This window comes from Acidobacteriota bacterium, from assembly GCA_040756905.1.
GTDB lineage: Bacteria > Acidobacteriota > Aminicenantia > JBFLYD01 > JBFLYD01 > JBFLYD01.
In genome coordinates this window covers 61,660-83,607 of the sequence record JBFLYD010000065.1, presented here as the reverse complement: position 1 = coordinate 83,607, position 21,948 = coordinate 61,660, and the positions used below count along the sequence as shown (strand labels likewise).

Genomic DNA, 21,948 nt, shown 5'->3' with positions numbered 1-21,948 from the left:
ATATTAATTTCAGTGTATACATTTAAATTGATTGGTTTCCGTCTTTAACATATTGATATTGCTGGAAAAAAATTGTGTAGCCACACATTTGCAAGGTTTTCTTAATAAAGTCACGCTAGGTTATTTTACTGTAACTTTCCATGGCCCGGGTGAAAAAATTCTGGAGCTTCATCCCAAAGAAGCAATCATAATTTATGCAATTGCGCCATCTAAACTCGCCGTGCTTAATGACCGGCAAAAAGGTATTTTAAAATATCTTCTTGAGCATGGAAGGATAGCAAGTGAAGAATGTACAAAGTATTTCAATATTACCAGGGATACAGCAAACAGGGACTTTAAAAGGCTAATTGAAGAAAGATTGATAGAAAAAAAGGGAACTGGACGGGCAACCCATTATGTCCTTAAAGAGAAATAAAACTTCCGTCAGATTTTTGTCAGAATTTCCAGATTTTACGTCAGATATTATTTTTATTAGAGAGCAATTATTTTTTGTCAGATTCTCGTCTGATTATTCAAACTTTGCGTCAGATGACGAATTTTAGAAAGCAAAACGGTTGCCTAATACAGTATAAAAGGTTCGTGCCTTACGGCACCACCCAAACCCAGCACTTTTAAAGGTAGGCATTGAAATATTACGGATAAGTGTTAGAATATTTCAAGAGCCATTTATAATGGTTACTGAAATGATAAAAAAGTGCGGGACTTCTTTTATGCTGGAGCCGTTAGCCAAAATAGCGCTTCGCTTGAAAGCAGTGATTGAGGATTAAAGAAAAGTATGTGGGAAAATAAAAAGGTAGTGGAAAAAATAAGATCTCTTGCAAAAGGGACATTTGCTACCTGGGAATGGATTAGCGGCTGGTATTACATTAAGTATAGGTTTTGGAAAGTAAAAAGTCAGTAAACCTAATACTGGGGAGTCGTCAGCCTATGCACAAAGTACTTCAAAAATGGGAAAATAGAAAATAGGGACAGAGACCATTAAAAGAAATGCCCGCAATGACAGATAACACCAGATTGGCGTTTTCACCCTTCGGGAAGTCGGCAGGCTTTATTTACACATTTTTAAAAGAAAGAGCCTGCCGACTTCGCCAATCCAAAACCTCAGGCTGTGTGAAAACTCTTTGAAATAACTCATCATGCTGATATAATTTTATTTAAAATTCAGGATAAGAGGAAGATGGCATATATTGAAGAGCTTCAATTCAAGCATTCTGAGTCTGAACCCACAGGGCGTCCACTCTACAATCCGAAGGATATGCTAAGTATAACATACGAGACTTTCTCATGAGGCAATTCAGATTTTTGAATTTTTAATAATGGTCTGTTATAATTTTTAACTATGATGAATCTACTTTATAGAAATTAAATATTTATTTATCTATAACTTAAAATGGTTCAATGGAAAAAGATTTTAAGAAAAAGCATTTATGAGCTATTGAAGGGAAACTACGAGCTAAAAGAAGAAAACATAAAATTTGATTTTACTCCAGGTCCTGAACATGGAGATTTAGCTCTTACAATTTCCTTTGAATTATCTAAATCAATGAAAAAAAGCCCAATAAAGATTGCGGATGAAATCTCTTCCATTTTAAAAGGAAGATTGAAATATGTGGAAGATGTTAAAGTGGAAAATGGATACATAAATTTATTCCTTAAAAGAAACGAAATTTTTAATGAAGAGCTTTTTGGAACTGATAAAATGGAAAAGATTCCAAGGGAGAAAAAAATAATTGTGGAGCATACGAATATAAACCCTAATAAAGCAGCTCATATAGGCCATTTAAGAAATGCATGTCTTGGTGATGCCCTCGTAAAGTCATTGAAATATATGGGAGAAAATGTAGAGGTTCAAAATTATATAGATGACACGGGAATCCAGGTGGCAGATGTGGTTTTTGGGTTTCAGGAAATTAAGAAAAAAAATTTGGGTGATCTTGATAAAATTGAAGGAAAAATCGATTATTATTTTTGGGATTTATACCAGGAAGTCTCCGCGGTATTAGAGTCATCCCAGGAATTCTCCAAAAGAAGGGAGGATGTCCATAAGAAAATAGAAAATGCTTCAGCCCCTGAGTGGTCACTCTCGAAAGAGATTGTAAGAAGGATTGTGATAGAGCATTTAAAAACAATGGCGAGAATAGGAGTGCACTATGATTTACTTCCGTTTGAGAGTCAGGTACTGAAGAGAAAGTTCTGGGAAAAGGCTTTTCAACTCATGAAAGAGAAAGGTGTTATTTATCTTTCTGAAAAGGGGAAAAACAAAGGTTGCTGGGTGATTTATTATGAGGGATGGGATGAGAAGGAGAAAGTAATAGTAAGGTCAAGTGGAACTGTAACTTATGTTGGGAAAGATATAGCCTACCAGTTATGGAAATTTGGGTTACTCGGAGAAGATTTTAATTACAGCAAATTTGATTCTCCATCTGAGAATCACATACAGACCTGGATCACATCAGAAAAACAAGCAGGGAATTTTTGCCCTTCTTTTGGGAAAGCATCGAAAGTTTACAATGTTATAGATGTGAGGCAGGCTGACCTGCAAAAAGTATTGGTGCAGAGTCTTAGAGCTCTTGGATTTGAAAAAGAAGCTGATAAATCTATCCATTTTTCCTACGAAATGGTTGTTCTTTCAAGAAAAGCTGCAAAGGAATTGGGTTTTTCTGTATCAGAACAGAAGAAAGGATTTGTCGAAGTCTCAGGAAGAAAGGGCATTGGAATGAAAGCTGATGATTTGCTTGATAAGTTAGAAGAAAAGGCTATGGAGGAAATAGATAAGAGAAATTCGGATTTGGATCCAGGTAAGAGAAAAAAAATAGCAAAAGAAATTGCTCAAGCAGGGCTCAGGTATTTTATGCTTAAGTTTGGGAGAAATTCCGTATTGGTGTTTGATTTTGATGAGGCGTTAAATTTTGAGGGAGAAACAGGGCCATATCTTCAATATTCATTTGTCAGGATTCAGTCAATTTTGAATAAATTGAAAGAAGCTGGAATCGGCGAGGAAGAAATAAACTCATTTTATAAAGATAAAATAAATTTGAGTATTCTGAACAATGATGAAAAAGAAATTCTCTGGCAAATAATATTGGAGGGTTCATATTTTTTAGAAGCTTTGAATTATTCAGTGGAGAGTTTAGAGTTTTCGTTTTTCTGCAAGTATATATTCAACCTTGCCCAGAAATTCAATAATTATTACCATAAATATTCAATTATTCATGAGAAAGACCCAGAAATAAGAAAAATAAGAATCTTAATTCTTTTATACATTAGAGAAAAATTCAAAGATGCCTTTGAAATACTTGGAATTCCAGTTCCTGAAAAAATGTGATTTTATTTTAGAAAGGAGGTTTATATGATTAATGTTGAAAATTTATCCAAAAAATTTGGAGAAAAATATGCTGTAAGAAATTTAAGTTTTAAAGTTTCAAAAGGAAAAATATGGGGATTTTTAGGACCAAATGGTGCCGGAAAAACCACTACAATGAGAATCTTAACAGGATATCTCCCTCCTTCAGAAGGAAAAGCTTCAGTAGCAAATCTTGACCCAATAAAGGATGCCAGAAAACTTAAAAGCATTGTGGGATATTTGCCGGAGAATCCTCCTCTGTATTTTGACATGACAGTTGATGGTTATTTAAATTTTGTGGGGAAGATAAAAGGGGTAAAGAGTAAAAATTTAAAAGAAAGGGTTGATTACTCAATTTCAAAAACAGGGCTTGATGAAGTAAGAGGAAGGCTTATTAGAAATTTATCAAAAGGATATAAACAGAGAGTGGCAATCGCTCAATCTTTAATTCATTCCCCAGAAGTTCTTATTCTGGATGAACCTACCCTTGGGCTGGATCCTGCTCAGATTATAGAGATTAGAGAACTGATTAAATCATTCAAAGAAGATCACACTATCATTCTCTCCACTCATATACTGGCAGAAGTTACTCAGATCTGCGATGGAGTTGTGATCATAAACGAGGGAAAACTGGTTGCCCAGGGAGAATTAAATGAATTGACCAGTTCTTTTTCTGATAGAGAGGGGATTTTCATTAAGATAAGAAAGGAAGGAGCTGAAGAGAAAAAATTTTTTGAAAATTTCGATGGTGTAAAAAAAGTTGAAAAATCTGACGGAGGATTCAGGGTTGAATGGGAAAAAGGAAAGAATTTAAAAGATAGAATCATAAGAGAGGTGGTTATAAAAGAAATGGGGCTGTTAGAAGTCAGGCCTTTGAGTATGGACCTTGAAGAAATTTATTTAAAAGCCATATCCCAATAGGAGGATAAGATGAGAAATATAATTGCTATTGCTCAAAAGGAGCTGAAAATATATTTCATTTCTCCAATTGCTTATGCAGTATTTACAATTTTTCTTTTGATCTCAGGTTTTTTCTATTACAACATTTTGATGTGGTTCAATTTGCAATCACTCCAGTTTGGAGCTAACCCCTATTATTCCTCTCAGTTGAACATAAACCAAATGGTTTATTCACCATTTTTTCATAATTCAAGCATTATACTTTTGCTGATGATTCCCCTTTTGACCATGAGGCTCTTCTCTGAAGAGAAAAGACTCGGAACTGATGAACTTTTATTTACATCTCCTGTAACTACCACAGAGATAATCATTGGAAAATATTTAGCTTCAATAACCATCCTTTTTCTCATGCTTCTTATAACCGGAATGTATTCAATTTTTGCATTTAAATACGGAAACCCTCAGTTAGAACCCATTCTAATTGGTTATTTAGGATTGTTTTTAATGGGGTCGGCTTTTATTTCAATTGGAATATTCACATCTGCAATAACTGAAAGTCAGCTTGTTGCAGCAGTTTTAGGATTCGGATCATTGCTTCTTCTCTGGGTTATAAGCTGGCTCGGTGAGACAGCTGGAATGATATGGAAAGGAATATTGGGTTATCTATCTTTTTTTGAACATTTTGATGATATGGTAAAAGGAGTTATCGATACTACTGACCTTGTTTATTATTTAAGCTTTACTTTTTTTGGATTATTTTTAACGCACATTGTAATAGAAGCAAAAAAGTGGAAATAGGAAGAGAGGGGAGGAAGCCATGGAAATTCTAAAATCAATTTTGAATTATGTCGGTGGAATACTGATTATAGCTGGAGGAATATGTTATAGAGTGTGGCCTCAGAAAAAATATCTATTTCTTTTTCTTTTTGCTGCAGGACTCATTTCATTGTTCGTTTATTTTTATCTGAACAGGGAGAAATTTAGGGAAAGGGTAAAAATTAAGTATTTACTTTATTCGGGAAATATATTTCTGATTCTCCTTCTTGTGCTTGCTATCGTGGGCTCGCTGAATTATCTTTTTTCAAAAGTTCATTATCGTATAGATTTGACCGAAGGAAAGATTCACAGCCTTTCAGACCAGTCGATAAAAGTCCTTAAAAATCTAAAGAAAGATGTGGTTATAACAGGATTTTTTAGAGAAGGAAAAGCCCAGAGAGCAAAGATGGAGGACTTTTTAAAGAATTATAGGTATTATTCCAATAAAATAAGATACACAGTTTATGACCCTGATAAAAACCCTGGCCTTGTAAAAGAATACAATGTCTCTGAGGATGGCACCACAATTTTTAAATGTAACAACAATGAGACAAGAATAACAGGGGTTTCTGAAGAAGATATAACAAATGCGATAATTAAAGTTACAAGGGAAGAGAGAAAGACAATTTATTTTTCAAAAGGACATGGAGAATTTTCCATCGCTGATGATTCTGATAGGGGATATTCTCAGGCTAAAAAGACTTTAGAAGAATTGGGTTACAACATTAAAGAAATATTTCTGGCAGAAGAGCCTGGGTTTCCCCATGATTGCGTTACTTTTGTTGCAGCAGGACCAAAAAAGGATTTTCTTCCTCAGGAATTATCTGCCTTAGAAAGGTACCTGAAGAATGGCGGGAGGTCTTTGTTAATGTTAGACCCTCAGGATTCGCCAAGTTTTATTTCATTTCTGAAAAAATGGGGGGTAAATGTGGGAGATGATTTTATCGTGGATACAGTTTCCCGGATATTGGGAGGAGATTATCTAATGCCTGTGGTAAGTCAGTATTCCTCCCATCCAATAACAGAAAAATTCAGGTATGCTACTTTTTTCCCATATGCTCGTTCAGTGGAGGTATTAAATCCAGCTCCTGAAGGAATTACGGCTCAGGTTATCGGAAGCACATCTCCAAATAGCTGGGCATCAACTCAATTCGGTTCCAGGGAGATTTCATTTAACCCTGAAAAAGACAGGAAGGGCCCTGTTCCCATAGTGGTTTCTTCAACCTGGAAGGCTGAGGGAGAAACTAAAAAGGAAGGAAGGTTAATCGTATTCGGCGATTCAGATTTTGCGTCAAATCAATTTTATAACCTATCAGGAAATGGAAACTTTTTTACAAATTCCTTAAACTGGTTAGCAGAAGAAATTGATTTAATTGCCATATCTCCGAAAACAGCAGCTCCGAGAACAATTCAATTGACAGCATCTCAGGGAAGATTCATATTCTATACCATTCTCGTTATCATTCCTGGCTTGTTCATCATCATGGGCATCTTTATATATTTTCGAAGGAGGAGCTTATGAAATGGAGGGTAGTACTTATACTATTCGTTATTCTTGCCCTTATTTTCATAGCGATCTATTTTGTTGAGAAAAAAGAGGAGAGAAAAGAAAAAATAGAGGGAAGATTATTCAATGTAAACCCAGAGGATGTGTATAAATTGTCCCTTAAAAGAGGGATGGAGACAATAGTCTTTGAGAAAAAGAACAATGAATGGAGAATAACCTCTCCCATTGATTCAAAGGCGGATAAATATTCTATTGAGAGAATTGTGGATGATTTTTCAAGTTTAAAGTATGAGAGAAAAGTTGAGAGTGAAGCTAAGGACTTGAAGAGATATGGATTGGATAAGTCTGATAGAGAGTTAAAAATATGGGCAAAATCTTCTCCGAATCCTGTAAATATATACTTTGGAGTTGAAAATCCCATTGATTCTAATATTTATGTCAGGAGCGAAGGAAATGAAGTTTATCTCATAGCTTCCTATTTAAAGAGTTACATCGATAAGTCTCTCTTTGATTTCAGGGACAAAAAAATATTTTATTTTGAGAAAGAGAAGATAAAAGAAGTAAATTATCAAAAAGATGAAATTGGCTGGAAAGCTGTTAAAAAAGATGACATCTGGCATCTTCAATCTCCTGTCGAAGCTCTTGCCGATAAAAATAAGATAGACGATATACTTTATTCAATCTCAAACTCTGAAGCCAAAGAGTTTCTGAAAGAAACTCCAGATGATGAAGATTTTAAGAAATTTAATCTTGATAGTCCCTCGATTTTGTTGAATCTTAAGGGAGAGGAAGAGTTAAATTTTAAATTTTCAGTTAGAGAAGACAAAGACACAAAAAAAGTATATGGAGTATCGAGTTTATCTCCGATCCTTGCTTCTTTTTCAGAAACTTTAATCAATGACCTGGATAAAAATGTCGAATCGATAAGAGAGAAAAGAGTCGCAGTGTTTTGGAGTTATGATACAAAAAAACTAAGGATTAAGAAAAATGGTCAGGAATTCTACCTTGAGAAAAACAAAGAGGATAAGTGGGAAATTCTGAAACCTGAAAAAAGGAAAGCCGATTCTGAGAAAGTCGATAATTTTATAAGGAAATTAGAAGATTTAGAAGCAAAAGAATTTGTTGACTCATATAAGAATCTGGATGAATTTGAACTGAGAGTACCAAAAATTCAAGTAGAAATTTATACAGAGGAGAATAAAAAAGAGAAAAAAATTGTAATGTTAATAGGAAAAGAAAAAAATGACAAAGTGTATGTAAAAAATTACCAGTTGAATTATCTTTTTCTTGTTGATTCTGGATTCTTGAAAGATATTCCTGAAGATGTAAAAGACTGGTGTCGTGTCACTTAAATATCTTTCTTTATTCTTTTGTGACACGACACTTTCCCTATGGGGGCAAGCCCCCCTTAGACGCTTCGCTGAGCACCCCCCAGACATGAGGAAGTTCCCTTCCCCATACCCCTTCAGTGTGCTTTATGAGAATTTCTTTGTCTGTAAAGATATTTATGGGACAGCACACTGGGTAAAAGAAGAAAAATAATACTACAAATGCATTAAATTCTGATACATTTCTTTCCCCTCACCCATCCCTCTCTCTGCGGGGGGAGAGGATTAAAGCTTGCCCCGAACTTGATTCGGGGGTGAAGGGAATTGACTAGGATGTAATAAATATTCATACGTTTGTATTAGATTAATCTATAATCTCTTCAAGATAGCCATTTAAAGAGTGAGGCCCAACAGACTCGATTTTTACTCTGATAAATTTTCCTAAAACATTTCCGTTTGCTTTTAAATTTATGACTCTATTTCCCTCATCCCTTCCTGAAAATACATGAGGATCTTTTTTGCTTAGTCCTGTCACAAAAGCTTTTACAATCTTTCCCAGAAATTGTCTGTTTTTCTGTAGTTGTATTTCATTCTGTTTATTCTGAACTTCCATCAGTCTTTTTATTTTTTCAGAATTTGGCACATCATATTTCATTTTGTAGGCAGCTGTTCCAGGTCTTGGAGAATATTTAAATGAAAATAAATTATCAAATTTGATTTTTTCTAAGAGTTCTAAAGTTTTTGAAAAATCATCATCTGATTCACCAGGGAATCCCACTATTACATCTGTTCCTATTGATACATCTGGAATTATTTCTCTTATCATTTCTATTTTTCTTATAAATTCTTCTCTTGTATAGCCTCTTTTCATCTTTTCCAAAACCTGATTAGAACCTGCCTGGACAGGAAGATGAATGTATTTTGTAATTTTTTCAAGCCTTGATAGGGATGAAATAAATTCCTCTGTTATATCTTTAGGATGAGAGGTGATAAACCTTATCCATTCAATCTCCTGTATATTATTAGCTTCAGCTAACAAATCTTTTAGAGAAAGATTGGTCTCAGGGTCTCTGTATGAATCTATGTTTTGTCCGAGGAATGTAATTTCTCTGAAGCCATTTTTTGACAGATTGTTTACTTCTGATAGAAGTACATTGAATTTCCTGCATTTTTCTCTTCCTCTTGCAAAAGGAACTATACAGAAAGAACAGAATTTGTTGCAGCCTTCCATCACTGTTACATAAGCTGAGAAATTATTTTTTCTTAAAGGGAGAATGTTATCGAGTTCTTGAAAAATTTTATGTCTTTTTGTCGAGATAATCTTCTCCCTTTTTTTAATTGCATCTTTTATGATTGAGGATAGATCTTTGTATGAATCAGGACCAATTATAAAATCTACAGAGGGAGCTCTTTTAAATATTTTATCCTTCTCCACCTGAGCAACACATCCAGCCACTCCAATTATAGTGTCTTTTTTCTTTTTTATTTCATTTAACCTTCCCAGATAAGAGAATAATTTTTCTTCGGATTTTTCCCTTACCGCGCACGTATTGACGATATAAATGTCTGACAGTTCTCCATCTTTTGACTGTCTTAAACCGAGAGAACATAGAATTCCTGAGATTTTCTCTGAATCATAAACATTCATCTGGCATCCAAATGTTTTTATATGAAACATCTTCATAATATTATATTATCTACCATTTTTAATGTCATTATGCAAAGTCTTGTGTTAGGAAAAATTAACTTAATACAAACGCACAAATATTTGTTACATTCTATTTTTTTACCCCTCACCCCCGAATCAAGTTCGGGGCAAGCTTTAATCCTCTCCCCTTAACATGTCAATTTATTTAATTCGTTTGTATTAGTATTTTATTGGCAGCAAAGGTGGCCAGAAAGTTAAACAAATTATTATACTGCAAACTATTTACTTGTTTTCCAAGTTTTATTTTATAAGAATGAGGAATTTTTTCTTATCATTTCTTCTGCATTCTTGAGAGATAACTCTGTAATGTTGCTTCCAACCATCAACCTCGCTATTTCTTTAATTCTTTCTTTTCTGCCCAGTTTTTCCACCTCTGTAAGAGTTCTTCCTCTTTCAATTTTTTTCTCGATTCTGAAATGATTCTCTGCAAATGATGCAATCTGAGGAAGATGGGTAACACAGATTACCTGATTGAAATTTGCTAATTTTTTTAACCTCTCTCCCACAATCTCTGCCACCTTCCCGCCTATACCTGAATCTATTTCGTCAAATATTAAAGTTTTTGATTCTTCCATTTCTTTTCCCAGCGATTTTAACGCAAGCATTATTCTTGACAATTCACCTCCAGAAGCTATTTTTCTTAGGGGTCTCGGGTCTTCTCCTACATTGGGCGATATAAAAAATTCTACCTCATCAAGTCCGTTCTCTCCTGATTTTATTTCAGATAAATCTTTTGTGATGAAGTTAACAATAAATTTTGCTTTTTCCATTCCGAGCAATGATATTGCTTTTTCCACCTCTTCTTCCAATTTTTTTAAAGCTTCTTTCCTTTTTTCTGAAAGCAAAGAAGATTTATTTATATAAATATCTTTTTTATCATCGATTTCTCTTTTTAAAAGATCCTGTTTTTCCTCAAATTTCATTAAATTTTCTTTTTCAATTTTTGCATTTTTTAATGACTTGAGAATTTCTTCTATTGTTGAACCCCATTTTTTCTTCAACTTCTCTATTTGGTGTAGTCTTTCTTCTATTTTTTCCAATTTTGCTGGATTTACCTCAACTTTCTCATTGAAATTTATTAAAAACCTTGAAAACTCATCTAATTTTGTGGATATTTCTTCTAAGTTTTTAATTTCTTCTAAAAATCTTTCTTCATAATGGGTAAGTTCTCCAATTTTCTTTTTTAAAGATTTCAATTGGGAGATAATGGAAGTTTCACTTGAATAGCTTAATTCTACTGCTTCTTGAGAGATCTGATATATTTTTTCTGCATTTGCCAAAATATTTCTCTCTCTTCCCAGCTCTTTGTCTTCATCAAGCTTTAAGTTCGCTGATTCAATTTCTTTAATCTGATATTCTAAAAAATCAAGTCTCTGGATTCTTTCTCTTTCAGTTTTTTCTATCAATTCCATTTCTTTTTCTAATCTTTTAAGTTCATGCCATAAATTTGAGACTTCATTTTTTAAATTTAAATTTTTCCCATATAAATCAAGAAATTGAAGGTGAAAATTTAAATCGAGTAAAAAAATGTGGTCATTCTGTCCATATATATCAAGGATTTCTTCTCCAAATTTTTTAAGGATTGAAAGGGGTATTGGTGAACCATTGAATGTAATCCTTCCCTTGCCTGCAGAGTGAATCTCCCGTCTTAATATAATTTCATTTTCCTCTTCCCAGGGAAGCTCAGGGAACTCAGCTTTTATATACTGGTTCTTATCAATATCTATTATTGCCTCTATTAAAGCTTTTTTTTCTCCAGTTCTTATAAGGTCAGATTCAGCTCTTTCACCTAAGATTAGTTTTATTCCGTCTATTATTATCGATTTTCCAGCACCTGTTTCGCCTGTAAGAATGTTTAAACCACTGCCTAGTTCAAGTTCAAGGTCTTCTATTATGGCTAAATTTTTTATTCGTAAAAATTTTAGCATTTTCAACTAATTTTTAAATAAAATGATTCTTCTGTCAACTTTTAAAGATTCGAGCAGGAAGGGTGAGCAGACCGGAATAGAGAGGTCAACCATCCCCTTCGCTCAGATCTCCTCGCATCAAAATCTATGCCAGTGTCGTGTCACAAAAGAATAAAAGAAGGGCATTTAAGTGACACGACGCTTGTCGATATATCGCTCAGAAGATGGTTGACCTCTTAATTTAAATCAGTATTTTAGGCTGCCCTTCCTGCCCGGAAAAAATGTTTGAATAACTGAATAATTTATGATAAAAGAATGAAAAGTAAATTTTAATTAAAAGGAGGCGACATGAGAAAGAAGATTTTATTCGTCATTTTGGGGATGTTTATTTTACTTTTTATCGGATATTTCCTTTTTGCTCCAGAAGGAAAGGAGGAAAAGGCAGCTCGCTTGGCAGCTGGAAAAGAGATTTCTTCAACTGAAGAAAATCTTCCAGCTCTGTCTCAGTTTGTAGAAAAGGAGATAAAAAATGGGAATCTGAGATTAACGAGTAGAGAAAGAGATATTGATACAAATGTTTTTCACGAAAGATATGACCAGTATTACAAAGGAATTAAAGTCTGGGGAGCTCAGGTTCTAAGGCACAAAAGAGATGGAGAAATTTACGCTATAAACGGAAGATACTATGAGAATATAGACATCGACGTAACTCCGAAGATAAATGAAACTAAGGCAATTAAAATAGCTCAGGATGACCTTAACATCAATTCTAACAGAATAAAACCCAATGGGGAGCTTGTCATTTTTCCAGAAGAGAAAGCGTTTTATTTGACATTTAAAATAATTCTTGAGGATTTTGGCTTGAAATTTGTCTATTTCATCGATGCAAAAACAGGGGAAATAGTGAATAAGTATAATGATATTCAAGATCAAGCTTATATCGGACTTGGAACAGGAACATGGAATGATTCAAAAAAATTCAGTGCTTATTTTACCAGTAATGCTTATTATCCAGATGATAGATTGAGGCCAGCTCGAATAATAACATATGACATGAAGCATGGATATTACTATGGTTACTGGGTAACAACATCTGACAATAAATGGACAGATGGTGCTCTTGTGGATGCCCATGTTTATGCAGGGTGGACTTATGATTATTATTATAAAGTCCATGGAAGAAAAAGCATTAACAACAATAATATGACCATGGTTTCTTTTGTTCATTACAGAAGCGGATACAACAATGCCTTCTGGGATGGCTATGAAATGGTATACGGGGATGGAGATGGAATTTATTATAAGAATTTTTCCTCTGCTCTTGATGTTGTGGTACATGAAATGACTCATGGAGTTACAGATTATTCTTCTGATTTAATTTATCAATATGAGCCAGGTGCGTTGAACGAAGCTTTTTCAGATATAATGGGTGTCTGTGCAGAGTTTTATCATCAGTCAGAAGGATATGGAAGGCTAAAGGCTGATTGGTGGGAAGGGGAGGATTTGTTTGTATATTTTGGCTCTGCATTCAGATATTTTGATGAACCATGGAGAGCAAGCTGGTACTATGGAGAATACCCTGATCACTACAGCAGAAGATATACAGGCTCAGCTGATAATGGAGGTGTTCACATTAATTCAAGTATTGCGAACCATTGTTTTTATCTTTTAGCCAAAGGAGGAACAAACAGAACCTCTGGAATTTCTGTATCAGGAATTGGAAGGGATAAAGCAGAAAAGATATTCTACCGGGCATTTGTTCAATACCTATGGCCATCAGCAAATTTTTCCAATGCAAGATGGGCAACAGTTCAGGCATCTGTTGATCTTTATGGTGCAGCAAGTACTGAAAGACAGAGAGTAGAACAGGTATGGACAGCTGTGGGTGTTTATTAAGAAAAGGAGAAATAAAAATGAAAAAAATAAAAACGATTATTTTATTTTTTACATTGATGATTTTATGTGCATCTTTATCAATAATTGCCCAGGAAAAATATATAAGAATTGTAACGGATAATGTTAATGTAAGATCCGGACCCTCCGTTGAGAATTCAGTATTATGGGTAGCTCATAGTGGCGATGTATATCAGTTACTTGAGAGGATTGATGACTGGTATAAAATTTGTCTTCCCGAAGATAAAACGAAAATAGGTTATGTTTTTGCGAGATTAGCAGTTCCAGTGGAGGAGGAAAAGTTAGAAGAGGAAAAGCCTGAAGTAAAAGAGAAAGTCAAGGAAGAAGTAAAAGAACCAGTTTTTCAACCTCCAGTAAGAGAAGCAAAAAAGGAGGGACGGAAAGGGTTCTTCGTGTTTTTTACAGGTGGATACAACATAAATTCAATTTCATTTAAGGATGAATGGCAGTTTTTCCATGACCAGGAATACGGCCCTTTTTCAGGAGCTTATGAAGGAAGCCCTGGAGCAATTTTTGAGGCAGGAGCTGGATTTAAGTTCACGCCATCTCTGGGTATTTTTGTCTCTTATGAACCTTTTTCTGGCAAAAATTCTGGAGATTTTTCTGCGGGAATACCCCATCCCTTTTATTTTAACAAACACAGAAATATGAGCTGGGAGAATAAAAGTATTAAATATACTGAAAGTGCTATTAATTTTGATTTCATTTTTAGCTTAAACCCTCAAAGTACGATTTCCTTTTCCTTATTTGCAGGAGGAACTTACTTTAACGTATCAACTGAGCTTGTTGACAAGTTCTACTGGTCTCAGAGTTATCCCTATGATTCTGTGACTTATTCAAGCTCTGAGATGAAATCCTACAGCGTTTCTCCGTTTGGTTTTAACGGTGGGGTGGTTATTGATATTTTTTTCATAGAAAACGTAGCATTAAACATAATTGCTAAATACACAGTTGGAAGTGCCAGCATTAAGACTGAGAGTGGGAGTGAAATAACTTTTAATGCTGGTGGAGCAAGAGGTGGCGTCGGATTGAAAGTTATATTCTAAAATTTATTTTAGAATAATCGGCCAGATTGCAGTTTTTGAGTTAATTCTTCCATAACCTAAGTATTGGTCAACTCCTCTGAAATTTATGCTGTTTATGTCATCAGCTGAATATCTAATTATATTCATAATATCTGAGGGTTTTAACTTTGGGTTTTTCGAGAGAATTAGAGCAGCAAGCCCTGAAACATGGGGGGCTGACATAGAGGTACCTGAGGCAAAGGCGTAAGGAGGTTCACTCCCAGAAACAAGGAATAAAGGAATTGCGCTTAAAATATAATAACCAGGAGCAGCCACATCAACTTCAGGCCCATAATTTGACCAAGAAGTTCTTACATCCCAATCATCAGTGGCAGCAACTGCGATACAATTTTTGTAAGCTGCTGGATATAGTGTGGGGGCACTCTCATTTCCAGATGCTGCGATTACGACCGACCCCTTTGAAACAGCATAGTTTACCGCTTCCTCTAATGTAGGACTTGGAAGAGAACCTCCGAGACTTAAATTTATTACTTTAGCACCTCTATCAGCTGCAAATCTAATTCCAAGCGCAATCCAGGAATATCTGCCCGAACCTTCTTTGTCCAAGACTTTGATCGGCATTATCTTTGAATCCCATGCAACTCCTGCGATTCCTATTCCGTTGTTTGTGGAAGCAGCTGCAATACCTGCAACATGGGTTCCATGCCAGTGGTCATCCTGAGGATCTGTACTTTCAGGCTCTACATATTTATATCCAGGGACAATTTTGTTCTTAAGGTCAGGATGGTTTTTATCCACACCTGTATCAACGATGGCTATGGTAACAGTATCTTTCCCTTTCTCTTTATCCCATGCCAGGTAGGCTTTAATATCAGCTCCTGATTTACCTTCGCCTATCTGCCAGTCCTGGCCATAGTTATAGAGAGCATACTGATAAGGGTCAAAATAAGGGTCATTGGGCTCAGTCAAAGCATAGGCTATGCCGTCAGGTTCTGCATATTCAATATATATATTATATTTTAAAGCCGATATCACTTCTTCAATTGTATATCCTTCCTTTACCTCACATATGAATGAATCTGTGTTTGGAATTCTTCTAATTTCCCTCAGCTGGTATGATAGGAAAGTAGCTTTGACGTTCAAGTCAGATATATCTTTTTTGAATTTCACGATTACTCTATTCTCTGACCATAGCTTATCTCCTGTTTTTAATGGCATCCCATCATTCATAACTTTAAAATATTTTTGTTTCTCGACGTCATTTTTATTTGTCTCTTTATTTTTAAAATTCTTGAGCCCGAAAAATAAACCTATTATTAGAAATAATATTAAAAAAAGTTTTATTCTCTTCATCTTTCCCCCTAAAAATAATAATTAAGGCTGAGGTAAATTGTCATTTCAGAAAGGAATCTTACCTCACCCTTTATTATAAAATTCTCATTTACTGCAAAGTCACTTCCTATTAACACCCCAAAAATGCTTTTACCTTTATAATTTAAGGTCTGAATGCCTGATAATTCTTCTATTTTTTCTTCCATATCTATTTTCCCTGAAAGATAGTTTGCATATAGGCCGAAATATGGAGTTACATTATCCGTATAAAAATAATCGATGATTACTCCACCTTGAAATTTATTCCAATTATTTTTACCTGTGGCTTTTCCTGTAACAATAGGAAGAGATGTAATTTCCCAATCTTTTCTTGAGCTTGAGTGGTATAGATAGGAAAGAAATGCTGAAATTCCAAAATCTTGTGTTTCAAAGAAATTTTTGTATTCAAGTTTTGTTCCATAACTCATTCCTGAAAAAGATAATTTATTTTTTTCAAATTGCAATGAGAAAGGAAGCTCCATAAATTCAGGAGATTCTTTAAAAGTAGGTGGTGTATATCCTCCAGTTATATGGATGTAAAAATTTTCAAATGGAGCTATTCCTGCTGAAAGATAGATTAAAGGAGATGAAACAGTTGTTTCAAATTCATTTTCCTTGAATTTTATTTTTTGAATAAAATATTCAAAGGTGGTTCCAATCGTAAACTCAAAACCTGCAGTGATTTTCTCTGCTGGAGTGGTTTTAACGATCTGGGCAATAGACGGCGAAATGAAAATTATGGAAAGACAAAAAATTGTTAATATTTTTTTCATCTTGCCTCCTTCATTTAATAAGAATCTATATTTCATATGCTCGTTTAAGTCAAGAATTTTTTACCATTCCTTGACTAAAAAATGTGGGTATGTTAACTAAAGTAGGTTAAAATGAATGGAGAAAATATAATAAATATCATTTCTGAGCTTGGTATAGTTGCGAAAATTGTAATCCTGATTCTAATGTTTTTTTCTGTGATGTCCTGGGCAATTATCTTTTATAAATGGAGAGAGATAAAAAAAGCAAAGACTCACTCAAGGGATTTTCTTGAAAGTTTTAGAAAAGGAAAGAAATTTTCTGATATAAATTATGCATCGGAAAGATTTAAATTCAGTCCATTGGCAGCTGTTTTCAGAGCTGGATATAATGAGTTAAATTTCCAGATGAAACCTGAGTCGGGAGGAAAAAATCCATTTAATATAGAGAGCTTACAAAGGGTTTTATTGAAAACTTCCAACCGTGAGATTTCTAAATTTGAAAAAATGATGGGCTTTTTGGCAACAGCAGGCTCTGTAACTCCTTTTATAGGTCTATTCGGAACGGTCTGGGGAATCATGGATTCATTCAGAGAAATTGGGTTAAGGGGATCAGCTAATTTAGCTACGGTTGCTCCTGGAATTGCTGAGGCCTTGATTGCAACCGCTGCAGGACTATTCACTGCTATTCCAGCAGTGATAGCCTATAATCATTTTTTAAGTCAGATCAAGAGTCTTGTCACAGAGATGGAGGATTTTTCCCTGGAATTTCTAAACCTATCAGAAAAATTATTTTTATAATGGCCATTAAATTATCCGGAGATAGAACAAAACTTGTTACTTCATTATCAGAGATTAATGTGATTCCCCTTGTGGATATCATGCTGGTGTTATTGATAATTTTTATGATTACAGCTCCTATGATGCATACGGGAATTGAGGTCAACCTTCCAGCTGCTGAAACAAAGACCTCACCTGCAGAAGAAAGGTTGATTTTAAGTATCACAAAAGAGAGAGAAGTTTATCTTGGAAAAGTAAAAGTGAATTTTGATTTGCTTGAGGAAAGACTGAAAGATTATTTTTATGTTAAAGAAAAAAAAGTATTATTTCTAAAAGCTGACAGAGATGTTCCATATGGATATGTTGTCTCTGTTATCGACAAGATTCACAAAGCTGGGGTAGAAACTATTGGGATAATGGTTGAACCGATCATTAAGAGATAATCCTAGTGTCATGTCACTTAAATATCTTTTGTTATTCTTTTGTGACACGACACTTTCCCTATGGGAGAAAGATCTCCTTAGACGCTCCGCTGAGCACCCCTCCCGAGCCATTGGTCTCGGGAGGAAGATACCTTCCCCATACCCCTTCAGTGGCTTTATGAGAAATTGTTTGTTTGTAAAGATATTTATGGGACAGCACACTATGAAATAATTTTTTATTTTTGCTTTTATTGATATATAATATAAAAAGTTAAATGATGAAAGAAAAGAAAATTTTTTCAAGAATGATACTTTTATCGATTATATTTCACTTTTCTGTATTCGCTTTTTTTGTATTGTTATCGGGTGAATCTCATTCAGAATCTTCTGTACCAGTTTATTATGTAAGCCTTATAGAGTCTTCTACAGGAGGAGGTGGAGGAGCATCTTTTCAGAAATTACCTGAGGGATCTATGAAAGAGTTGACTGTTAAGAAGGAAGAGCCCACAAAAAGTTCTCTAAGATATCCTGTTGAAAAGCCAAAAAAAGAGCCGAAAAAAACAAAAACTGTGATACAGAAACCTGACAGAAAAAAGAAAGTTAAAAAAGATGAGCAAATATCTACATATGATGTATCGAAAGGAGAGCTTTCCACCGGAATAAGTTCAGGTGTTAGGAGTGGCTCTGGATCTGGATATGGAGAGGGTGAAGGCTTCGGGATCCCTGGTTTTCCTTATGCATACTATGTGGAAATTATCAGAGATAAAATCTCATCGAACTGGTTTAAATCTCTCGTTTCCCCAGGAGTTTCAGGCTATTTTAAAACCACTATATTTTTTAAAATTTTAAAAGATGGCCAGATTTCTGATTTGAAAGTAGAAGAACCCAGTGGAATCCAATCATTAGACCTTTCTGCTTTAAGAGCTGTAAAAAGTTCAATTCCTTTTCCACCGCTGCCAAAAGATTACTCCGGTAATTTTTTGGGAATTCACTTTCAGTTTGAATACATAAAATGACAAGAATGACAATTAAATTTTTGTTAATTTTAGTCATTTTTTTAATCCCAATTTCACTCATGGCTCAGCAGGAGATTGTGATAAAGATAAAAGAAGGATTGCCTTTAATCCCAGTTGGAATCCCTGATTTTGCAATCAATACCAACAATCCATCCCTTAAGGAAGCAGCGGATTTGATATATAAAACGGTCTGGAATGATTTAAAATTTTCAATAGTTTTTCAGCCAATAAGCCGTGAAATGTACGCATACACAAGACCTGTAAGATCTTCAAAAATATTTTTTAAAGATTGGGAATCCATCCAGGCAAATATTTTAATCACAGGAGAGATTTCATCCGCCGTAGAAGATAGAGTAATTTTCAGTGTTAAAGTATGGGATGTAAAATCCGAGGGTTTTATTTTCGGAAGAAATTACGAGGGAAAGATAAAATATGCAAGAGAAATAGCCCACAAGTTTTCAGATCAAATGATGATAAATTTTGGGGAGAAGCCCATTTTTAATTCAAAGATAGTATTTGTTTCAGAAAGGGATGGAAATAAAGAAATATATATAATGGACTGGGATGGAGCAAATCAGACAAGACTCACTTATAATAAAGTAATTGATATCCTCCCAAGAATATTCTCTGATAGAATCAGAATTGCATATACTTCTTATAGAAAGGGAAACCCAGATCTCTATATATTTAATATGAACGAGGGAAAAAATGAGCTTTTATTTTCAAAAGGGATAAATTATGCTGCTGATTTTTCTCCTGATGGGAAGAAGATTGCATTCGTTTCGAGTATGGAGGGAAATACTGAAATTTATATAGCAAACAGTGATGGGACTGGTTTAAAAAGATTGACATTTAATAATTCTATTGATACATCACCCAGCTGGTCTCCTAATGGAAGAGAGATAGCATTCACTTCTGATAGAAGTGGGTCGCCTCAAATCTATATTATGGATGTAGAAGGAACAAATGTGAGGAGAATAACTTACGAGGGTTCTTATTATGACTCGCCAGCATGGAGTCCTGATGGTGACAGGATTGCATTTGTATCAAGGATAGAAAATAATTTTGATATATACGTGTACAGCATAAGAAATAATACTATAATTAAATTAACAGAATTTTCAGGGAGAAATGAAAACCCTTCTTGGTCTCCTGATGGAAGGCATTTAACATTTTCTTCGAATAGAACGGGTTCTTATCAGATATTCCTTGTGGATTATGATGGACAAAATGTAAAGCAGATTACCTTTGAAGGGAATAATAAGATGGGTTACTGGTCAAAATGATTCTTATTAAAATAAATGGGAGGTTAAAATGAAAAAAGTTTTAGCTGTAGTTTTTTCTTTAATTTTACTAATTTTATTTTTGAGTTATTGTAAAAAGAAAGTCGAAGTTACTCCTCCATCACCACCGGCAATTGAGGAAGCTCCGAAAATTGAAGAAAAAGAGGTTGAAAAAGTTCCGGTTGTTAAAGAGCCAGAACTAACAGAGGAAGAGATATTCAGGATGAAAACTTTAGAAGAACTTAACAGAGAATCTCCATTAGAAATGATTCATTTTGATTTCGACAGATATTTTATCAGGGATGATGCAAAGCCGGTGCTCGAGAAAAATTCGAGATGGCTCCAGAGTTTTGCAACGGTTAAAATTTTAATCGAAGGACACTGTGATGAAAGAGGAACAGAAGAGTACAACATGGCTCTTGGAGAGAGAAGAGCGAAAAGTACAAGGGATTATTTAGTGGCACTTGGTATCTCTCCTGAGAGAATGAAAATAATAAGCTATGGAAAAACACAGCCTCTTGATCTCGAACACAATGAGGAAGCCTGGGCAAAGAACAGGAGAGCTCAGTTTCTAATAATTGAAAAATGAAAAAAATTGTATATCTTCTGTTAATTTTCCTCATCCCTTTTATGGTAGGTGCAAAGAAGAAGGAATATCAGATTTTGATGGAAGAGATCCAGAAGCTTCAAGAAAGGGTCAGCATCTTAGAAAAAAAGGTTGATTCCACAGCGAATGAGATTCTACAAATCTACACTCAGGTTAAGACTATGTCAGAACAATTAAAGTTTTTGCAGAAATCAGTTTTAGAATTTAAAGAAAATTCAGATGTGGGAATGCAAAAGATTTCAACTTTAAATGATAAAATAACTGAGTTAACATCAACCCTGAGTAGAATTTATGAAGAGGTTCAAAAAGAAAAAACCGAGGTTAGAGATGTTACACCCGAAAAACAAGGAAAAATCGGAGAAGAGAAATTTGTTTATTCTCAACCTCAGCAGATTTACTACACCGCATACTCAGACTACATTAAAGGAAATTATTCCCTTGCGATAGCAGGTTTCAGACAGTATTTAGAAAAATTTAAAGATTCTCCTGACGCAGATAATGCTCAGTACTGGATTGGCGAATGTTATTACAGTCAAAAGGACCATGAGAACGCAATAAAAGAATTCGATATTTTAATAAGCACATATCCAAAAGCTGATAAAATACCCAGTGCGTACTTAAAAAAGGGATACGCTTTCTTGGAGCTGATGAGAATAGATGAAGGAAAAAAGATTCTCAGGGATCTCATTTCGAAGTTTCCATTTTCAGAAGAGGCAAAGTTAGCAGAAGAAAAATTGAGAAGGATAGGTCAATAGATATGAAAGATGTAAACAGTATAAATAAAGTTATTCTATTGGGCTATGTGGGGCACAAACCAGAACTTCGATATCCTGCTCAGATACAGAGGCCTGTGGCAACATTTTCCGTTGCAACTTCCGAAGTCTTTTTTAATAGAAGTTTAAATTCTAAAGAAAGAAGGACAGAATGGCATAGAATTAATGCATGGGGACCCTTAGCAGAATTTGTTGATAAGTATCTCAATAAGGGAAAGCAGGTTCTGATTGAGGGAAAATTGAGAAGTAGAACCTGGACTGATAAGAATGGAATGAAGAGAACTGCCACCACAATTGAGGCTAATAACATTGTTTTAATTGGTAGAAAAGAAGAGATACCTCCTGAAATACCTGATACTTATGAAGAAGCTGAGGAAATAACAGAGGATATCATCGAAGAAATTCCTTCGGTTGATGAGGAAGAGCCTCCTTTTTGAGAAACTAATACGAACGCCTTAATATTTGTTACATCTTAATCGTTTTCCCCCTCACTTCATCC

19 protein-coding genes are annotated in these 21,948 nt (G+C 34.6%); 15 read left to right on the top strand and 4 right to left on the bottom strand.

The window, feature by feature from the left end; all coding sequences use genetic code 11:
* Window positions 1-88: 88 nt before the first annotated feature.
* The 6 genes from AB1410_11465 to AB1410_11440 all read left to right on the top strand — a co-directional run bounded on the left by AB1410_11465 (window position 89) and on the right by AB1410_11440 (window position 7,918).
* Window positions 89-415, top strand: a complete 327-nt coding sequence (locus tag AB1410_11465; protein MEW6457317.1) for a DeoR family transcriptional regulator — start codon at window positions 89-91, stop codon at window positions 413-415.
* Window positions 416-1,390: 975 nt separating this feature from the next.
* Window positions 1,391-3,325, top strand: coding sequence for an arginine--tRNA ligase (gene argS, locus AB1410_11460; GenBank protein ID MEW6457316.1), 1,935 nt, complete (start codon window positions 1,391-1,393; stop codon window positions 3,323-3,325).
* A gap of 24 nt (window positions 3,326-3,349) precedes the next feature.
* Entirely contained in the window at window positions 3,350-4,264 is a 915-nt protein-coding gene (locus tag AB1410_11455) for an ATP-binding cassette domain-containing protein (protein MEW6457315.1), read from the top strand.
* A 9-nt stretch (window positions 4,265-4,273) separates the two neighbouring features.
* A complete protein-coding gene (locus AB1410_11450) occupies window positions 4,274-5,041 on the top strand; it encodes an ABC transporter permease subunit (GenBank protein MEW6457314.1) in 768 nt (255 codons plus the stop codon).
* 19 nt (window positions 5,042-5,060) lie between these two features.
* Window positions 5,061-6,581 (top strand): Gldg family protein, encoded by a 1,521-nt coding sequence (locus AB1410_11445; protein ID MEW6457313.1) that lies wholly within the window; start codon window positions 5,061-5,063, stop codon window positions 6,579-6,581.
* Window positions 6,578-7,918: a DUF4340 domain-containing protein gene (locus tag AB1410_11440; GenBank protein MEW6457312.1), complete on the top strand. Its 1,341-nt coding sequence runs from the start codon at window positions 6,578-6,580 to the stop codon at window positions 7,916-7,918. Before AB1410_11445 ends, AB1410_11440 begins: the two co-directional genes overlap by 4 nt.
* Before the next feature lie 340 nt (window positions 7,919-8,258).
* On the opposite strand, the gene miaB is transcribed toward AB1410_11440, so the two are convergent.
* Together miaB and recN are read right to left on the bottom strand one after the other, a co-directional pair.
* Window positions 8,259-9,572 (bottom strand): tRNA (N6-isopentenyl adenosine(37)-C2)-methylthiotransferase MiaB, encoded by a 1,314-nt coding sequence (miaB, locus tag AB1410_11435; GenBank protein ID MEW6457311.1) that lies wholly within the window; start codon window positions 9,570-9,572, stop codon window positions 8,259-8,261.
* Between the two features lie 275 nt (window positions 9,573-9,847).
* A complete protein-coding gene (gene recN / locus AB1410_11430) occupies window positions 9,848-11,530 on the bottom strand; it encodes a DNA repair protein RecN (GenBank protein MEW6457310.1) in 1,683 nt (560 codons plus the stop codon).
* Window positions 11,531-11,857: 327 nt separating this feature from the next.
* Between recN and AB1410_11425 the strand changes: the two genes are divergently transcribed.
* On the top strand, window positions 11,858-13,405 hold the full coding sequence (locus AB1410_11425; protein ID MEW6457309.1) for a M4 family metallopeptidase: 1,548 nt from the start codon (window positions 11,858-11,860) through the stop codon (window positions 13,403-13,405).
* A 17-nt stretch (window positions 13,406-13,422) separates the two neighbouring features.
* Entirely contained in the window at window positions 13,423-14,469 is a 1,047-nt protein-coding gene (locus AB1410_11420; protein ID MEW6457308.1) for an SH3 domain-containing protein, read from the top strand.
* Window positions 14,470-14,472: 3 nt separating this feature from the next.
* Here AB1410_11420 and AB1410_11415 read toward each other — a convergent pair whose 3' ends face one another.
* Both AB1410_11415 and AB1410_11410 read right to left on the bottom strand, forming a co-directional pair.
* Window positions 14,473-15,801: a S8 family peptidase gene (locus AB1410_11415; GenBank protein ID MEW6457307.1), complete on the bottom strand. Its 1,329-nt coding sequence runs from the start codon at window positions 15,799-15,801 to the stop codon at window positions 14,473-14,475.
* A gap of 8 nt (window positions 15,802-15,809) precedes the next feature.
* On the bottom strand, window positions 15,810-16,592 hold the full coding sequence (locus AB1410_11410; protein MEW6457306.1) for a hypothetical protein: 783 nt from the start codon (window positions 16,590-16,592) through the stop codon (window positions 15,810-15,812).
* Between the two features lie 111 nt (window positions 16,593-16,703).
* Here AB1410_11410 and tolQ point away from each other — a divergent pair, with 111 nt between their 5' ends.
* The 7 genes from tolQ to ssb all read left to right on the top strand — a co-directional run bounded on the left by tolQ (window position 16,704) and on the right by ssb (window position 21,886).
* Complete coding sequence (gene tolQ, locus AB1410_11405) at window positions 16,704-17,369, top strand: protein TolQ (GenBank protein MEW6457305.1); 666 nt, start codon at window positions 16,704-16,706, stop codon at window positions 17,367-17,369.
* Window positions 17,369-17,791 carry a biopolymer transporter ExbD gene (locus tag AB1410_11400; GenBank protein MEW6457304.1) on the top strand — a complete coding sequence of 141 codons (423 nt, stop codon included), beginning with the start codon at window positions 17,369-17,371 and terminating at the stop codon, window positions 17,789-17,791. The genes tolQ and AB1410_11400 overlap by 1 nt, the downstream gene beginning before the upstream one ends.
* 254 nt (window positions 17,792-18,045) lie before the next feature.
* Window positions 18,046-18,786 (top strand): energy transducer TonB, encoded by a 741-nt coding sequence (locus AB1410_11395; GenBank protein MEW6457303.1) that lies wholly within the window; start codon window positions 18,046-18,048, stop codon window positions 18,784-18,786.
* On the top strand, window positions 18,783-20,072 hold the full coding sequence (tolB, locus tag AB1410_11390; protein ID MEW6457302.1) for a Tol-Pal system beta propeller repeat protein TolB: 1,290 nt from the start codon (window positions 18,783-18,785) through the stop codon (window positions 20,070-20,072). Before AB1410_11395 ends, tolB begins: the two co-directional genes overlap by 4 nt.
* Window positions 20,073-20,100: 28 nt before the next feature.
* Window positions 20,101-20,658: a peptidoglycan-associated lipoprotein Pal gene (pal, locus tag AB1410_11385; GenBank protein ID MEW6457301.1), complete on the top strand. Its 558-nt coding sequence runs from the start codon at window positions 20,101-20,103 to the stop codon at window positions 20,656-20,658.
* A complete protein-coding gene (gene ybgF, locus AB1410_11380) occupies window positions 20,655-21,431 on the top strand; it encodes a tol-pal system protein YbgF (protein ID MEW6457300.1) in 777 nt (258 codons plus the stop codon). The genes pal and ybgF overlap by 4 nt, the downstream gene beginning before the upstream one ends.
* Window positions 21,432-21,433: 2 nt before the next feature.
* Entirely contained in the window at window positions 21,434-21,886 is a 453-nt protein-coding gene (ssb, locus tag AB1410_11375) for a single-stranded DNA-binding protein (GenBank protein MEW6457299.1), read from the top strand.
* The last annotated feature ends 62 nt before the right edge of the window (window positions 21,887-21,948 follow it).

What these genes read in the sequence shown, in the direction of transcription:
- argS (MEW6457316.1), top strand. Translation starts at nt 1,391, where the DNA reads ATGGTTCAATGGAAAAAGATTTTAAGAAAAAGCATTTATGAGCTATTG.
- AB1410_11455 (MEW6457315.1), top strand. Translation starts at nt 3,350, where the DNA reads ATGATTAATGTTGAAAATTTATCCAAAAAATTTGGAGAAAAATATGCT.
- AB1410_11450 (MEW6457314.1), top strand. Translation starts at nt 4,274, where the DNA reads ATGAGAAATATAATTGCTATTGCTCAAAAGGAGCTGAAAATATATTTC.
- AB1410_11445 (MEW6457313.1), top strand. Translation starts at nt 5,061, where the DNA reads ATGGAAATTCTAAAATCAATTTTGAATTATGTCGGTGGAATACTGATT.
- AB1410_11440 (MEW6457312.1), top strand. Translation starts at nt 6,578, where the DNA reads ATGAAATGGAGGGTAGTACTTATACTATTCGTTATTCTTGCCCTTATT.
- miaB (MEW6457311.1), bottom strand. Translation starts at nt 9,572, where the DNA reads ATGTTTCATATAAAAACATTTGGATGCCAGATGAATGTTTATGATTCA.
- recN (MEW6457310.1), bottom strand. Translation starts at nt 11,530, where the DNA reads ATGCTAAAATTTTTACGAATAAAAAATTTAGCCATAATAGAAGACCTT.
- AB1410_11425 (MEW6457309.1), top strand. Translation starts at nt 11,858, where the DNA reads ATGAGAAAGAAGATTTTATTCGTCATTTTGGGGATGTTTATTTTACTT.
- AB1410_11420 (MEW6457308.1), top strand. Translation starts at nt 13,423, where the DNA reads ATGAAAAAAATAAAAACGATTATTTTATTTTTTACATTGATGATTTTA.
- AB1410_11415 (MEW6457307.1), bottom strand. Translation starts at nt 15,801, where the DNA reads ATGAAGAGAATAAAACTTTTTTTAATATTATTTCTAATAATAGGTTTA.
- AB1410_11410 (MEW6457306.1), bottom strand. Translation starts at nt 16,592, where the DNA reads ATGAAAAAAATATTAACAATTTTTTGTCTTTCCATAATTTTCATTTCG.
- tolQ (MEW6457305.1), top strand. Translation starts at nt 16,704, where the DNA reads ATGAATGGAGAAAATATAATAAATATCATTTCTGAGCTTGGTATAGTT.
- AB1410_11400 (MEW6457304.1), top strand. Translation starts at nt 17,369, where the DNA reads ATGGCCATTAAATTATCCGGAGATAGAACAAAACTTGTTACTTCATTA.
- AB1410_11395 (MEW6457303.1), top strand. Translation starts at nt 18,046, where the DNA reads ATGATGAAAGAAAAGAAAATTTTTTCAAGAATGATACTTTTATCGATT.
- tolB (MEW6457302.1), top strand. Translation starts at nt 18,783, where the DNA reads ATGACAAGAATGACAATTAAATTTTTGTTAATTTTAGTCATTTTTTTA.
- pal (MEW6457301.1), top strand. Translation starts at nt 20,101, where the DNA reads ATGAAAAAAGTTTTAGCTGTAGTTTTTTCTTTAATTTTACTAATTTTA.
- ybgF (MEW6457300.1), top strand. Translation starts at nt 20,655, where the DNA reads ATGAAAAAAATTGTATATCTTCTGTTAATTTTCCTCATCCCTTTTATG.
- ssb (MEW6457299.1), top strand. Translation starts at nt 21,434, where the DNA reads ATGAAAGATGTAAACAGTATAAATAAAGTTATTCTATTGGGCTATGTG.